The organism is uncultured Oscillibacter sp. (assembly GCF_950073225.1).
Taxonomy (GTDB): Bacteria; Bacillota; Clostridia; order Oscillospirales; family Oscillospiraceae; genus Oscillibacter.
This window is the reverse complement of record NZ_CATMPS010000010.1, coordinates 66,183-80,474: the sequence shown is the minus strand read 5'-3', so window position 1 is coordinate 80,474 and position 14,292 is coordinate 66,183. Positions and strand designations below refer to the sequence as shown.

The window sequence follows — 14,292 nt, the reverse complement described above, 5'->3', positions numbered from 1 at the left end:
CATTCATACTAACCATATCCCGCCTCCGCAAATCAATAAAAATTTTATGTAGGAACATCTTGACAAACTCCTACACTATGATATATTATTATTGCGGGCGGCGCAAGGGGTAAGAAAGCAAAAAAAAGAGGAGCCGCCGTTTTGGCGGCTCCCATCTGAGTAATCCTCACTTTCTCACTCTTACTTAGTAGGTTTCGCTTATCGAATCCAGACAGCGTGTGATAACGATAGTTGCGATTGTAGCCACAACCATGCCTCGGCGTAAATACCTTCGTATTTTGCATTGATGCCCAGCTTTTGCCGCTGCAACACACAAATTACCGAAGTGTGTTAATGCCTCCTCATGGTCAGGCCACAAGTTTTCAACTTCGTTCATAAGTCTTTTGTCCGTTTTCATTAGAATCAACCTCCTTCATAAAAGGAGATGCCAATTTGGCGAATAGGAGAGATATACAATGAAGAAGAAACACGTCAACCCGGCTAAGTTCCTGCATGAGGTTTACACCGAACAAGGCGGTGTGAAAGAGTACAACAAAAATCAACGAGCATTAGGTGCTTTGAAGTTTGCAGGCTCAATCCTCTTGTTGCAGAAAATAGGAGACATACTCTACAAAATCGAACACATGGAGATAAAAGCCAAAAAGATCCTTGAAGAGGAGGATAGGTAATGCTCATCCAATGCCCCGAATGTGAACTGCAAGTCAGCGATAAAGCCACAGCCTGTCCTCATTGCGGCTATCCGATGCAGCCGACTGTTAAACGAAAGTCTCGTGCTAAAAGCAGCAAGCGACGACGCCTCCCTAATGGCTTCGGCCAAATCAGCGAAATAAAGAATCGCAACCTCCGAAACCCTTTTCGGGCGATGGTTACGGTTGGAAAGACCCCAGAAGGGCGACCTATTTGTAAACCTCTGAAACCGGAATCGTATTTCCCTACTTACAATGACGCTTACGCCGCTCTCGTAGAGTATAACAAAAATCCGTATGATTTGGAGCCGTCCATAACAGTTAGGGAACTTTACGACAAATGGTCAGAAGAGTATTTCAAGACCCTCAAAGCAGATGGGAGCATTCGAGCTGTTACTTCAGCTTGGGCTTACTGCTCGGCAGTCTACGACATGAGGGTGATGGATGTCCGAGCCCGCCATGTGAAAGGTTGTATGGAAGAGGGGACGGCCAAAGTCAGAGGAAAAGAGCAGCATCCGACGGCGAGCATGAAGAACAAGATCAAGTCTCTGTTCAACCTCATGCTTGATTATGCTTTGGAATATGAGCTGGTCGACCGGAATTACTCCCGCACCTTCAACCCGACCGAAGAGACAATCAAAGAGATACAGACAGTAAAGAAGGAGCACATGTCATTTACGGATGAAGAGATGGAACTTCTCTGGAGTCATGTAGACGATAAACGATATGTCGATGTTATGCTCATTCAGTGTTATTCCGGATGGCGGCCGCAGGAGCTCGGATTGCTGGAACTTGAGAATGTTGACCTGGAGGGGTGGACGTTCAAAGGCGGCATGAAAACGGATGCCGGAGAGAACCGTGTTGTGCCGATCCACTCGAAGATACGCTCCTTGGTTGAGCGAAAATATAAAGAGGCCGTCGCGCTTGGCAGCAAGTACCTCTTCAACTGTACGGATGGTCGAAGCGGCAAACCGACGATGATGACCTACCAGCGATACCAGAAGGGATTTGGCATGGTTCGGGACGAGCTGAAACTAAACCCGGAGCATCGTCCGCATGATGGCAGAAAGCACTTTGTCACGGCCTGCAAGAAAGCCGGTGTTGATGAGTACGCCATCAAATATATGGTTGGCCACAAGATTTCGGACATCACTGAGAAGGTCTACACCCAACGGGAATTTGAGTGGTTAAAAGAGGAAATCGAAAAAATAAGATAGGGTGTAGGCATCGCGCTTGCACCCTATTTCGCGTTGACTTTGTATAGTGTGCGAGAAAGGAGAAATCTTTGCCCAAGAGAGGAGGTATGTGTGGATGGCTGATAACCATGAGTTTGAAGCCGAGTTAGCCGAATACAAACGGCTGATTCAGGAATTAGGCTACGCTCCGGTCGAAGACTGAGCGCACGTCCACAGCAAGAAGGAGGGAACTGTTACCGGCAGTTTCCTCCTTTTCCTCTCCTGGGCAAAAATTTCTCGAACACGATGTTCGGGAGAAAACCCACTTTTAAGTAGAGAGAAGATAGAACCAGTATTAAATTGCGCACGGTCGGCATGATTTGGTACACGCGGCTTCATCGACTGCTGATAGCAGCACCTTTACGATGGTTTCGCCGCATCTCATTCATAGCATCGAAGCAAATGCACAGAAAGTTTGAGAGTTTCCTGCTCTCTACTTAAAAGTGGGTTTTCTGTATTTTACTCGCTGTTTGACAGTCACAAATCAGACGCAATTACTATGCCGTAAAAACGACCATCCATTTTGCGACCTTTGGACACATCGGCCACGACTTTCTTTTCCCCACTCAGAACATCCTTGCCCCACTGGGGCGGAACGACATCTCGCAGGGCTTCTTCGGATGAAAGAAACTTGTGAGACTTTTCGGCCAGGACGGACATGATGGACGATACTTCCCAGAGATTCCCGTCTCCGTCAGGTACGAAGCGGCGCTTATCCTCTGGGTTCAAAGCATGGGCGGCATCCGTGGTATGGCGGCACTCATGGCCTCTTTTGTAGCAGCCTGTTTTGGTGCAAGACTCAACTGCACCGTCGCATAAATATAAGGTCTCGCTATGCCGGAGACCTCCTTTCTCAGTATAGGAATTAGCGTATAGGAATAGTGCAGAAACAATATACGAGTTATCTACATCCCCACAAAGTTTTCCACTTCTATCTGCTGTCGAACCTGTTGGAATAGCGGTGTTTAAGGGCAGTTAAGAGCGGTAAATGAAAGCGGATGTTTCTATAATAGAATTTGCAATAATGCGGCAAATCAAGGAGGCCTTGCCGCCCGGCCTTCCGTGGTGGTTTTACGGCCCTCCGGCGGCCCCGGCGCAGCGGCTTCCTCCGGCCCCTGTCATACCGGGCGGCGTGCCAAAGCTGGCGTACAGCGTGGAGGAGGCCGCCGAGGCCCTGGGCGTATCCCGGTCTCTGGTGTACCGGCTGATTCATTAAAGCGGCTTCCCGTCGGTGAAGCTCCGGGGACGGCGGCTGATCTCCGCCGAGCTGCTGGCGGAGTGGGTGCGCCTCCAGGCGGGAGGCGGGGCCTTGTGAGCGCGGAAAAACGTCCTCCCGGCGTTATGCTGTATTTCGCCGAAACACGGCCCTTGCTGGCCCTGATGAACAACGCGGAGCGGGGACAGCTTTTCGCGGCAATTCTGGACTATGCCGAATATGACGTTGAGCCGGTTCTGGGGGACCGGCTGGCGGCAGCGTGGCCGTTTATCAAGGGCAAAATCGACCGGGACGCCGAAATGTACCGGAAGAAATGCGAGAAGTCCGCCGAGGCAATCAACGCCCGCTGAAAGAAGAACGGGAAAAAAGGCTAATTCGGCGGCATACTCTGGAAAGCGTCCGTATTCGCTGGAATACGGACGTATCCAACGGTATGTCCTAGTATACCCTGGAATACTCCTCTTTACGCTGAATTTAGGTTGATAGGCCCGCGCAGTCATGCTATAATGACTATCTGCTTTTCATAACACCCAAGCACAGCCTCACAAAGCAGGCCTGGTTCTATATGTAAGGAGAACTGCTCATGCTGATATTTCTCTTGGCCGCGCTGGAGAGCGAAGAGGACCGCCGGGAATTTGCGGTGATTTACGAGCAGCACCATGCCCGGTTGGAAAATGCCGCTATGCGGATACTCAAGAACCAAACGGACGCGGAGGACGCGGTTCAAAACGCCTTTATGCAGGTCATCCGGCACTTTGAAAAAATTTCTGAGATTTCCTGTAAGGATCTGCCCTTCTGGCTCATTTCCATAGTGAAGAACGAGGCGCTCATAATTCTCCGCAAAAAGAAAAAAGTTGTTTTGCTGGAGGATTGGGACGCTGTTGAAAACGGCGTTTCCGGCATAACAGAGTACGAGGAACTGGTGGACCTGTTTGCCCGGCTTCCGGATACATACAGGGCCGTATTGGAGATGAAATATCTTCTGGGTTATTCATACAAAGAAATCTCTGTCCGCCTTGGCATTTCGGAAACAGCCGTCAACACACGCGCCAGCCGGGGGCGGGCGCTTTTGCGCAAATACATGGAGCAGGAAGGAGTTTGCCCATGACGGATCACGAACTGGACGCGTTGATGCAGCGGGTTTTATTGGATTCCCTCCGGCTTGATTGGGAGAAGCAGGCGGAGCCCGCTTTTGTGCCCTCCGCGCGTTACAAGCGCCAAGTTTCCGGAATGCTGGCAGACCCTTTGGCGTGGGAGCGTAAAAGGGCGGTTCCCGTATGGAAGAACATTGCCCGCCGGACAGCGGCGGTCCTGCTGATTGTTTCGATTGGGTTCGGCAGTCTGTTGGCCGTCAGCCCCGCAGTCAGGGCGGCGGTAAACCAATGGGTTATCGAATGGTATGAAACGCATATCACCTACCGATATACGGGGGAGGATATGGCCGGGGCAATGCCCCAATATGAAATTACGGAATTGCCGGAGGACTACGCCGAGGTCGAAAGCGAGCGCATCGAATGGCCGGGCCAAACGGATATTGCCTACCGGAACGAAGAAACCGGGAAAACAATCTATCTGAGCTATATGCAGATGGTTCAAGGCATCGCTACGGACTTTATTATGGAAGAGTCCGAAATATTGGAAGTCACGGTAAATGGGCTGGACGGTCAGCTTTTCTGGGTGGCCGATTGGGAGAACCATCGGAACGCGGTCACTTGGATCGACCCGGACCGCGGACTACAGTTCATGGTGGAAGCGAATCTTGACAAAACCGATATTTTGCGCATGGCTGAAAGCGTTTCTTTGGTGGAATCGGCAAAATAAAATTTTCCTTAAGCATAATGTGAGGATTTGGCCTCCTTCCGCATTTGTAAAGTAGGGTTTACGGAATCCTGCTGCGCAGCGCGGAAGGAGGCCGCTTTTATGGACTGGCCGCCATAAGCCGGGCGCGGAATGATTGATCGGAGGAATGAAGCATCATGAAAATTGAAGGAGCCCCACAGGTCCGCACAGGGTATCGGAAGTCCGCGGCCTCGGCCACACCGTCAAAAACCTTCGGGCAGGTGCTGGAGGCGAAAACGCAGGACCGTTATGTTCCAAGCGCCCCGCCGCCTCGAACGGAGGCGGAGTTTTCCCTGGCGGAGCGGACCTATGGCTGCGTTACCGTCAGCAACGCAACCCATGCGAAGCTGAAACAGCTGGCGGAGCTGAACGCCCAGGCAGATTATACCGGCATGAGTCCGGACGAAATCTATGCCGAAATCTGGAACCGCTACGATGAAGCCTTCGACGGAAATATGATCGCAATTAGAGCCTATATCGCTGGCCCCGCAGAATGGACTGCCATCAACAATCAGTTTTGTGATGAAATTACGCGCCATATTTACAACCCCGCCATAATCGCCGCGCGGAAAGAGGGCTTGGAGCTGGACGGCAGACCGTATACGGAGTGGACCGACGCGGAAATGGACGCTTTGGATGATTCTTCCATACTTAAAGCATGTAAGACCGTTAATAACGCGCTGATGAAGGTTTTAGGTTACGATGGAATGAGCTTTGAGAAGCGGGAGGCGGCCATCCGGGAGAAATACGCCGGAAAAAATACGACGCTGGATTTTTTGAACATGCAGAGTGAGCTGGATTTGTCCGGCGTCCTGAACCACAAGATGGGGAAAGATCAGGTGCGTACCTACCGCGCCATGCTGAATAACCAGTTTGAGAGAGCCTTTAATCCGAACTACATTATGGTAGTTGGACACGAGAAGGCTTCTTTTATGACGGCGGACCAATGGTACCGCGTGGCGGACCAGCCCTTTGACACGGCCCAATTCGCGGCCGCAATGAAAGACAATTTGCACCGGGTCAGCGGTCACAACGGCTGGACTGAGGACTATGTGAAGCTGCTGGAGGGGCTCTTTGACCACTTTATCACCGGAGCGGTGGACGACAGCCTGGAACAGCTGCTTGATAAGGCAAAGGAATAACGGCCTGGATTAAGGCCCCTATATTGGAAGAAATGCGTAACCATGAAAATTGAAGGGATCCCACAAGCCCGCACAGGGTATCGGAAGTCCGTGGCCTCAGCCACACCGTCAAAAACCTTCGGGCAGGTGATGCAGACGGCCAAAGCCCAGGACCGCTACGTCCCCAGCACCCCGCAGCCCCGGACGGAGCCAGAGTTTTCCCTGGCGGAACGAACTTATTATGGCTTTACCGTCAGCAACGCAACCCACGCGAAACTGAAACAGCTGGCGGAGCTGAACGCCCAGGCCGATTACACCGGCATGGGTCCGGACGAAATCTATGCGGAAATCTGGAACCGCTACGATGAAGCCTTTGATGGGAACATGATCGCCATTCGAAGCTTTATCGGTGGACCAGCAGAATGGGCTGCCATCAACCAACAGTTTGATCGTGAAATTACGCGCCATATTTACAACCCCGCCATAATCGACGCACGGAAAGAGGGCTTGGAGCTGGACGGCAGACCGTATGCGGAGTGGACCGACGCGGAAGTGGATGCATTGGATAGTTCTTCCAGGCTCAAAGCATGTAAGACTGTTGATAACGCGCTGATGAAGGTTTTAGGTTACGACGGAATGAGCTTTGAGGAGCGGGAGGCGGCCATCCAGGAGAAGTACGCCGGAAAAAATACGACGCTGGATTTTTTGAACATGCAGAGTGAGCTGGATTTGTCCGGTGTCCTGAACCATAAGATGGGAAAAGATCAGGCGAGCACCTACCGCGTCATGCTGAGAGAGCGGTTTCAAGAAGCCTTCAATCCGAACAGCATTTCCAAAGTTGGAATCGAGAAGTATACGCCGATGACGGCGGACCAATGGTACCGTGTGGCGGACCAGCCCTTTGACACGGCCCAATTCGCGGCCGCAATGAAAGACAATTTGCACCGGGTCAGCGGCCACAACGGCTGGACTGAGGACTATGTGAAGCTGCTGGAGGGGCTCTTTGACCACTTTATCACCGGAGCGGTGGACGACAGCCTGGACCAGCTGCTCGGAGAGACAAAAGAATAATGGCGTCAGCGATTGGAGGTCACCATGCTTTCAGTAAATAACCAGCGCCAAACAGCGGTACCCTTGACTGCCGCTCCGACGGAAGCCAAAGCCGGAGAAGCCGCCCCAAAGGGCCGTCTCCTTGCAGCGTCCACGGATACCGTCACGATTTCCGGACGGCCGGAGAAGCCCACAGTGAAAAGACCCCTAAGTTTTGGCTGTGCCTTTGGCGAGGACGAAGGGCTCACCGCCCGGATGGACCCGACCCGGTATCCCGTCAGCGTGCATCTGATGGACGTGATCCGCAGCTCCGGGAAGGGATATCCCAAGGAGCTCGAGGCGCTTTTGGACAACTTCGACTTCTACGCCATCAACGTCGGGAAGCTGTACACGGACGCCCATCCTTTGAAGTATTGACCCCTTGCCGCGGCGGTTTACGGGCCGTTGATCCGCAGCTTGATCCAAAGCGGAAAACTTCTCTGCGGAATCCGTGGAACGGGCGGCATGAAAGGCCGTTCCACGGATTCCGGACGGACATTCCCAACGGGGAGCGGAGGGCAAAAATCCATATTGAATATTTTGCGGCTTCATGCTAAAATATCAAGGATTTGGGGTGCGGCAAAAACTGCATGCGTATATATTGTTAGAAGCGCATTCCCCTGCCCCAAATAAAAAGCAGATAAAAGGAAGGTCATGTATGAAGTCGATCAAATCAAAAATCCAAATCAGTATGTTGTCGGTCGTGCTGATAGGCTCGGCACTGATCGGCGTGATTACGGCCCTGCTGAACGCCAGCGGAATTGACGATGTCATGGAAAAGACTTTGGGTCCCGCCACGCAGATGGCCGCAGACGCTGTGGAGTGGAAAATGGGGAGCTACTGGACGGCGCTCCAAGAGGCCGCCGCCTCTGATATTTTCCGGGAATCTGACCCGACCGATCCGGAGCTGGTCCCGCTTCGAGATGATATCGCCCAGCGCAACGGCTTTCTTTACGTCGGCAAAATGGACGCCTCCGGGTTTTCTTCCACGGGATACAGCTACGCGGAAGAGGACTATTTCCAACAGTGCAAGGCTGCCGAGAAACCCTATATCTCCGATATCATGAACGACGGACAGCGGATGATCTTCCTGCTGGAGGTGCCCATCATCACCAATGGCCGCTTTGACGGCGTGGTCTATGGCGGAATCAGCGCCGATTTTCTGTCGGACATTGTAATAAATTTGTCCATAGGCAGCGACGGCGTAGCCTATGTGCTGGACAATAAGGGCAATGTCATTGGCCACCGGGAGGCCTCTATTGTAGAAGAGGGCTCCAACATGATTGAAACCGCAAAAACGGACCCCAGCGTGGCGGATGTAGCGGCTGTGAATCAGCGTATGATCCAAAGGGAAACCGGCTTCGGGGCATATAATTTCTATGGCGACAACAAATTTGTGGGCTTCGCTCCCATTGACGGCAATCAGGAGTGGAGCATCGCCATTGAAACCAGCCAGCGGGAACTCAAATCCTCCTTGGACCGAAGCATTCTGCTGACGATCCTGGTGGTCGTTCTCGTTGTGCTCGCCACATTCCCCGTGGCGGTCAAGGTGGGCAAGTCCATCTCCGGGCCCATTCAGTCCTGCGTCGCCCGGCTTGAGAAGATGGCCGACGGAGATCTGCATACCCCCTCCCCCCGCGTAAAGTCCAAGGATGAAACCGTCCAGCTGGCAAGGGCGCTGGAAACCATGCTGTCCCGTTTGAACGACGTGGCGCAGGATGTGTCCCACCATTTGGGCAAAATGGCGCGGGGAGATTTCCGCGAAACGATCACGCGTACATATTGGGGCGACTTTGTAACCATGGAGCAGTCCATCAAGGCCATCCACAGTTCCTTGAAGGATACGCTTTCCCAAATCAGCCGGTCCGCCGGGGCCGTGGCCGGCAGCGCCGTTCAGGTATCCAACGGCGCGCAGTCCCTGAGCCAGGGGGCCACGGAGCAGGCCAGCGCAATCCATGAACTCTCCGCCACCGCCGACAGCATCGCGGAGAACGCCAGGCAGACCGCGGCCGCGGCAGAGGAGGCCGGGCATTTTGTGGCTCAGGCAGGCGCTCAGCTGGGCGTCAGCGTGGATTATGTGCAAGAGCTGAATAGCGCTATGGAGAAAATATCCGGCTCCTCCACGGAAATCGGCAAGATTATCGATACCATTGAAAACATTGCGTTCCAGACCAACATCCTGGCCCTGAACGCCGCCGTGGAGGCCGCCCGGGCGGGCAGCGCGGGAAAGGGCTTTGCCGTGGTGGCGGATGAGGTGCGGAATCTGGCGTCCAGGTCCGACGAGGCGGCCAAGGCTACCAAGGAGCTGATAGAGGGGTCCATCACCGCTGTTGCGGAGGGCGGCCAGGTGGTTGCAAAGGTAACGGAATCCTTGGGCAAAACCAACTCCATCGCGGAAAACGTGACGATAAAAGTGGACGCGGTCGTAGAGGCGGTAGAAAGCCAGACCACAGCGATCTCCCAGGTGACCGAGGGGATTGACCAAATTTCTTCCGTTATTCAAAGCACCTCCGCCACCTCGGAGCAAAGCGCCGCTACCTCGCAGGAATTGACGGAGCAGTCCCTGCTGATGAACAGCTTGGTGAGCAAGTTCCAGCTAAGTTAAATAAATAGCTCAGAGGCGGCGTGAACGGCTTGTTCACGCCGCCTTTTTACCCTGGCGGGGAATCTTTCCGGTCCGTTCTCCGTGGAATTTTGTTAAATCGTGTTGCCCTTTTCGCCGCCGCGTGCTACAAATTTATTGTGCGGCAAATGAAAAAACTTTTTCCCGATCTGTAATACTTTCCCCTTCCCCGCCGTTTACTCAGTGAATCGGCGCCAATTCAACAAAAAGGAGGAGGGCTTTTATGCTTGCGATCTGCCTGGCCATGCTGGAAACCGAACAGGACCAGCGGCGGTTTACGCGGCTTTTTGAGGCTCATGAGAAGAAAATCTACGCGGTGGTCCTCCGTATCCTGGGGGACCCCACCCGGGCGGAGGACGCCGCCCAGCAGACCTGGCTCAAGCTGGTGCAGAACTGGGACCGGGTTTCCGCCCTGCCCTGGGGGGAGACGGAGGGCTACACCGTCACCGTGGCCAAAAACTGCGCCCTGGACATCCTCCGCGCGGAGCGGAAAACCGTCGCCTTTCCCGAGGACTGGGACCCGCCCGCCCAGGAAGAGCGCCAGGAGGAGTACGACTATCTCGTTTCCCTCATCCGCTCCCTGCCGGAGAACTACCGGCGGATTTTGGAGCTCAAGCTGGTGGAGGAGCAGACCAACCGGGAGATCGCCCGGCGGCTGGGGATGAACGAGTCCACGGTGGCCGTCCGGGTCATGCGGGGCCGGACCATGCTGAAAGAACGCCTGGAAAAGGAGGGATATGCGTATGACGCAGTTTGACATGCTTTTGCGCCGGGCGCTGATGGACGCGAACCTGGCGCAGTATGAACGGGCCCTCCAAAGCGCGGAGGACAAGGAGCCGGACTTCTCCCCCCGCTACCTCCGGGAGCGGATGCGCCTTCTGGCGGACCCCCAGGGCTGGGGGCGGCAGGCCCGGCCCGGAGGCCGGAAACGCCTGGACTGGCGGCTTGCCGCCATCGTGGCGGCGATGCTGCTGCTGTCCGCCTGTGCCTACGCCGTGGCCACGGGGCAGTTCTCCCAGTGGTTCACCTGGTTTGGGGTGAACCCCAACGCGCCGGAGCAGTCCGAGGAGGTCCTGAGACGCACGGGTACGGTCATCGAACAGAGCCAGACCGTGGGAGATACCACATTGACGCTGAATGCCGCCGTGTGGGACGGAACCTACATCTATCTGTCCTTTACCATTGAAAGCCCCAGCCTCCCGGAGGACCTTCAGGCCTATACGCCCCTGCACACGGGGGACTGCCGCCTGATTATGCGGCAGGACCAGTGGGAGGAGTACATAACAAACCGGGTGAAAGAGGACTGCGCCAATCAGAATATGACCCCGGAGGAAACGGAGGAAGCCGTCCGGGCCGCGCTGGAGGAAGGGGCCCGGAAGGACGTCCTATGGCTGTTTTGTCCTGAGACACGGGAGGGGAACGTCCTCTCCTTCCAGGACAACGAGAGCCTCTATTCCGGCTGGTTCACGGAGACGAAGCGGCCGGAGCTGACATTACACCTGGAGAACATCGCCACCTACGCGGACGGAAAAGGCGAGTCTATCATAGACGAAAACGGATACGCCCAGAACCCGGGGCCGGGAGAGATCGTCATCCCGGGTCCCTTCGACCTGACCTTCACGCTGAACGAGCCGATTCTGCCCATCCACTACGGGGGTGCGGACGTGGACGTGACCCTAGGGACGCCGCCCCTGCCGAAGGTCCCCATGCACTTCACGGAACTCCAGCTCTCCGTCACGGGTATGGACCTCAAAGGCGAAATCCTGGCCCAGGTGGATATGACCCCCCAGGAGGGCTATGTCGAGGTGGGGCTGCCGGAGGGTAGCAAGGAGTCGGACCCCCTGCGCATGGTGGATGTACAATACGCCATTTTCGAGGGTCCCTGGGGCCTCTGGATAGAGGACGGGACTTATGTGGATATCACGGATTCGAGCGGCGGCCTCACAAGCGGCTCCGACCTAGGGGAAACCTTCAGAGCCTTCATCAGCCACAGCTTTCCCTATCCCATCGACCCCGCCACGATAACGGCGGTGGATATCGGCGGGGTCCGGGTGGAGCTGAGCGAGCTGGAGCGCCTGCCGGAGCGGATGAACTGAAAAATTTTTTCCGAAATTTTTAAATCCGTGAAATACTATGTCCTCCCCCTCCGTTTAGGTAGCAGAACGGAGCGGGGAGGGCATTCCCTTTCCGCCGAAAAAGAAAGGAAGGTATCCTCATGAAAAACAGAATCGCGTCCTTTACTGGCGGCTTTTTCGCCGCCCTGGCCCTGTCCCTCTGCCTGACCACCGCCCTGGCGGCCTCCGGCAAGGTGAGCTACAACTTCGCCAACGTCTCCATGGACGGGACGCAGAAAATCGCGGCGGGCCAGGACATCACCGCCGCCAATGGGCAGAAAATCCCCGGCTCCATCCTCTACACCGATGAGGCGGGCGGCAAAACCAACTACCTCCCCATTCGCACTATCAGTGAGCTGCTGGGGGTGGAGATCGGGTATGACTCCGCAAGCAAGACGGTCCTGCTGGGGAAGCAGCCCACCAAGCCCGCCACCGAAGCCCAGCCCGCCAGGGACGAGAACGTGATTGACCTCAGCATCCCCAAGGAGGTGCCCCAAAATCCCCGCCGGGGCGACGTGGACCTGATTAAGAGCCGGGGCGGCACGATTCTCCCGGACGACGACCCGAACTCTTACCGGGGCAACGAAAAGGTGTACCGGGATAAGGATGGAAACATCCGGTTCGAGTACCTGGTAGGGAACGACAGCGCCTTGCCAGAGCTGGATAAAAAGGCCAAGGAGATATACCTTGTGAACGGGGATTTCCCCAAAAATAAGAAGGGCGAGAGCTACGGCACCACGCTGTTGGCGGACTATGTGGGCTACGCGCCGGACCTGGAGGTGGAGGTGGAGGGATATAAACGTTTTGCTGAGGAACAGGCGGCCAGAGATGCCCTGGACGGACTCTCCAAGGAGGAGTGCCCCCACGAGTACACTTACCCGATCTACGACAAGGAGGGCGAGTTCCTGCGGAATGCGAAACAAACCTGTGGCGGGCACTTCGAGGGCAAGTCCATGGAGTATGTCCGGAAGGCTCTGGAGGAAGGCAGACTGTGGTGACACGGCGTCAGGCCGGAACCCATTTCAGCCGGCTGGAGCTGGATGTTCCCCTGCCCCATCGACCCCGCCGCGGAAAAGAGCGCGGCGGTTTCCAAGGAGCTTTCCCGGCAGGCCGGAATTCTCAACAGCCTCATTAACCGCTTCCGCATTCAATAAGACCCAAAAACAGGGAGGGCGCGCCTGGCGCGCCTTCCCTGTTTTTTTGAAAAAAGACGTTCTCTCAGCCCTTGCACACGGGGACGATCCAGCCCTTGGTATCGGGAATCTTGCCCCACTGCATGCCGGTCATGGTGTCGTAGAGCTTCTGGGTGACGGGGCCGATTTTCCCGTCGTTGATGAAGACCTTGTCCTCCTTCCAGTCCAGCTCCTTCACCGGGGAGACCACGGCGGCGGTGCCGGTGCCGAAGACCTCCTCCAGCTTGCCCTCGCGGCCCGCCTTCATCACGTCCGCGATGGCCAGGGGGCCCTCGATGACCTCATAGCCCCAGTCCCTGAGAAGCTCGATGCAGCTGCGCCGGGTGACGCCGGGGAGCACCGTGCCTGTGCAGGCGGCGGTGTAGATCTTCCCGTCGATTTTGAAGAGGATGTTCATGCTGCCCACTTCTTCGACGTACTTCTTTTCCACGCCGTCCAGCCACAGCACCTGGGCGAAGCCCTTCCGCTCCGCCTCCTCGCCGGCCTTGATGGACGCGGCGTAGTTGCCGCCGCACTTGGTGAAGCCCGTCAGGCCCGGGGCGGCCCGGATGTACTCGTCCTCCACGTAGATGCGCACCGGGTCAATGCCCTCGGCATAGTAGGCGCCGGAGGGGGCGCAGATGACGCAGAAGGTGTAGTGCTTGCTGGCGTGGACGCCAAGGCCCACGTCGGTGGCGAAGACGAAGGGGCGGATATACAGGGAGGTGCCGTCGGAATGGGGCACCCAGTCCTTTTCCAGCTCCACCAGGGTCTTCACGGCCTGGACGAAGTCCTCCACGGGGACCTGGGGGATGCACATGCGGTCGGAGGAATCCTGCATCCGCTGGGCGTTGCACTCCGGGCGGAAGAGCTGAATGACGTTGTCCACGGAGCGGTAGGCCTTCATGCCCTCGAAAAGCTCCTGAGCGTAGTGGAAGACCACAGTGGCCGGGTCCATGGGGATGGGCGCGTAGGGCACGATGCGGGGGTCGTGCCAGCCCCGGCCGTCGGTATAGTCCATCAGGAACATATGGTCCGAAAAGATCTTGCCGAAGCCCAGCTTGCTCTCGTCGGCGGGCTTGGCCTTGGGGGCGGGGTTTTTCGTGATTTTGATATCCAGCATTGCGAACACTCTCCTGTTTTCCGTATTGGGAGCTGGGCTCCCCTGCCGGGCGGGGCCCGGTTTTTTGCTTTAAA

General features: G+C 55.7%; 15 protein-coding genes. 13 read left to right on the top strand and 2 right to left on the bottom strand.

Annotated elements, in window-relative coordinates; genetic code table 11:
* Window positions 1-455: 455 nt before the first annotated feature.
* Both Q1M04_RS07395 and Q1M04_RS07390 read left to right on the top strand, forming a co-directional pair.
* A complete protein-coding gene (locus Q1M04_RS07395; RefSeq protein WP_295758458.1) occupies window positions 456-668 on the top strand; it encodes a hypothetical protein in 213 nt (70 codons plus the stop codon).
* Entirely contained in the window at window positions 668-1,903 is a 1,236-nt protein-coding gene (locus Q1M04_RS07390; RefSeq protein WP_297997856.1) for a tyrosine-type recombinase/integrase, read from the top strand. The genes Q1M04_RS07395 and Q1M04_RS07390 overlap by 1 nt, the downstream gene beginning before the upstream one ends.
* Window positions 1,904-2,398: 495 nt before the next feature.
* Here the strand turns inward: Q1M04_RS07390 and Q1M04_RS07385 are convergent, their stop codons facing one another.
* Window positions 2,399-2,581, bottom strand: a complete 183-nt coding sequence (locus tag Q1M04_RS07385) for a hypothetical protein (RefSeq protein ID WP_297997855.1) — start codon at window positions 2,579-2,581, stop codon at window positions 2,399-2,401.
* 364 nt (window positions 2,582-2,945) lie between these two features.
* Here Q1M04_RS07385 and Q1M04_RS07380 point away from each other — a divergent pair, with 364 nt between their 5' ends.
* The 11 genes from Q1M04_RS07380 to Q1M04_RS07330 all read left to right on the top strand — a co-directional run bounded on the left by Q1M04_RS07380 (window position 2,946) and on the right by Q1M04_RS07330 (window position 12,921).
* Window positions 2,946-3,137, top strand: coding sequence for a helix-turn-helix domain-containing protein (locus Q1M04_RS07380; RefSeq protein ID WP_297997853.1), 192 nt, complete (start codon window positions 2,946-2,948; stop codon window positions 3,135-3,137).
* A gap of 95 nt (window positions 3,138-3,232) precedes the next feature.
* Entirely contained in the window at window positions 3,233-3,487 is a 255-nt protein-coding gene (locus Q1M04_RS07375; RefSeq protein ID WP_297997852.1) for a DUF6291 domain-containing protein, read from the top strand.
* A 233-nt stretch (window positions 3,488-3,720) separates the two neighbouring features.
* The gene (locus tag Q1M04_RS07370) at window positions 3,721-4,245 is read left to right on the top strand and encodes an RNA polymerase sigma factor (protein ID WP_300345997.1); all 525 of its coding nucleotides are present in this window, start codon (window positions 3,721-3,723) and stop codon (window positions 4,243-4,245) included.
* Window positions 4,242-4,958: a DUF4367 domain-containing protein gene (locus Q1M04_RS07365; protein ID WP_297997850.1), complete on the top strand. Its 717-nt coding sequence runs from the start codon at window positions 4,242-4,244 to the stop codon at window positions 4,956-4,958. Before Q1M04_RS07370 ends, Q1M04_RS07365 begins: the two co-directional genes overlap by 4 nt.
* A gap of 155 nt (window positions 4,959-5,113) precedes the next feature.
* Window positions 5,114-6,118 (top strand): hypothetical protein, encoded by a 1,005-nt coding sequence (locus Q1M04_RS07360; RefSeq protein ID WP_297997849.1) that lies wholly within the window; start codon window positions 5,114-5,116, stop codon window positions 6,116-6,118.
* A 42-nt stretch (window positions 6,119-6,160) separates the two neighbouring features.
* Entirely contained in the window at window positions 6,161-7,168 is a 1,008-nt protein-coding gene (locus Q1M04_RS07355; RefSeq protein ID WP_297997848.1) for a hypothetical protein, read from the top strand.
* A gap of 24 nt (window positions 7,169-7,192) precedes the next feature.
* Window positions 7,193-7,564, top strand: a complete 372-nt coding sequence (locus Q1M04_RS07350) for a hypothetical protein (RefSeq protein WP_300447107.1) — start codon at window positions 7,193-7,195, stop codon at window positions 7,562-7,564.
* Window positions 7,565-7,844: 280 nt separating this feature from the next.
* Window positions 7,845-9,791 carry a methyl-accepting chemotaxis protein gene (locus Q1M04_RS07345; RefSeq protein ID WP_297997846.1) on the top strand — a complete coding sequence of 649 codons (1,947 nt, stop codon included), beginning with the start codon at window positions 7,845-7,847 and terminating at the stop codon, window positions 9,789-9,791.
* A 241-nt stretch (window positions 9,792-10,032) separates the two neighbouring features.
* Window positions 10,033-10,566, top strand: a complete 534-nt coding sequence (locus Q1M04_RS07340; RefSeq protein WP_295757148.1) for an RNA polymerase sigma factor — start codon at window positions 10,033-10,035, stop codon at window positions 10,564-10,566.
* Window positions 10,553-11,905, top strand: coding sequence for a DUF4179 domain-containing protein (locus Q1M04_RS07335; RefSeq protein WP_297997844.1), 1,353 nt, complete (start codon window positions 10,553-10,555; stop codon window positions 11,903-11,905). Before Q1M04_RS07340 ends, Q1M04_RS07335 begins: the two co-directional genes overlap by 14 nt.
* A gap of 119 nt (window positions 11,906-12,024) precedes the next feature.
* Window positions 12,025-12,921: a hypothetical protein gene (locus tag Q1M04_RS07330; RefSeq protein WP_297997843.1), complete on the top strand. Its 897-nt coding sequence runs from the start codon at window positions 12,025-12,027 to the stop codon at window positions 12,919-12,921.
* Window positions 12,922-13,141: 220 nt separating this feature from the next.
* Here Q1M04_RS07330 and Q1M04_RS07325 read toward each other — a convergent pair whose 3' ends face one another.
* Window positions 13,142-14,218 (bottom strand): branched-chain amino acid aminotransferase, encoded by a 1,077-nt coding sequence (locus Q1M04_RS07325; protein ID WP_295757138.1) that lies wholly within the window; start codon window positions 14,216-14,218, stop codon window positions 13,142-13,144.
* Window positions 14,219-14,292: the final 74 nt, after the last annotated feature.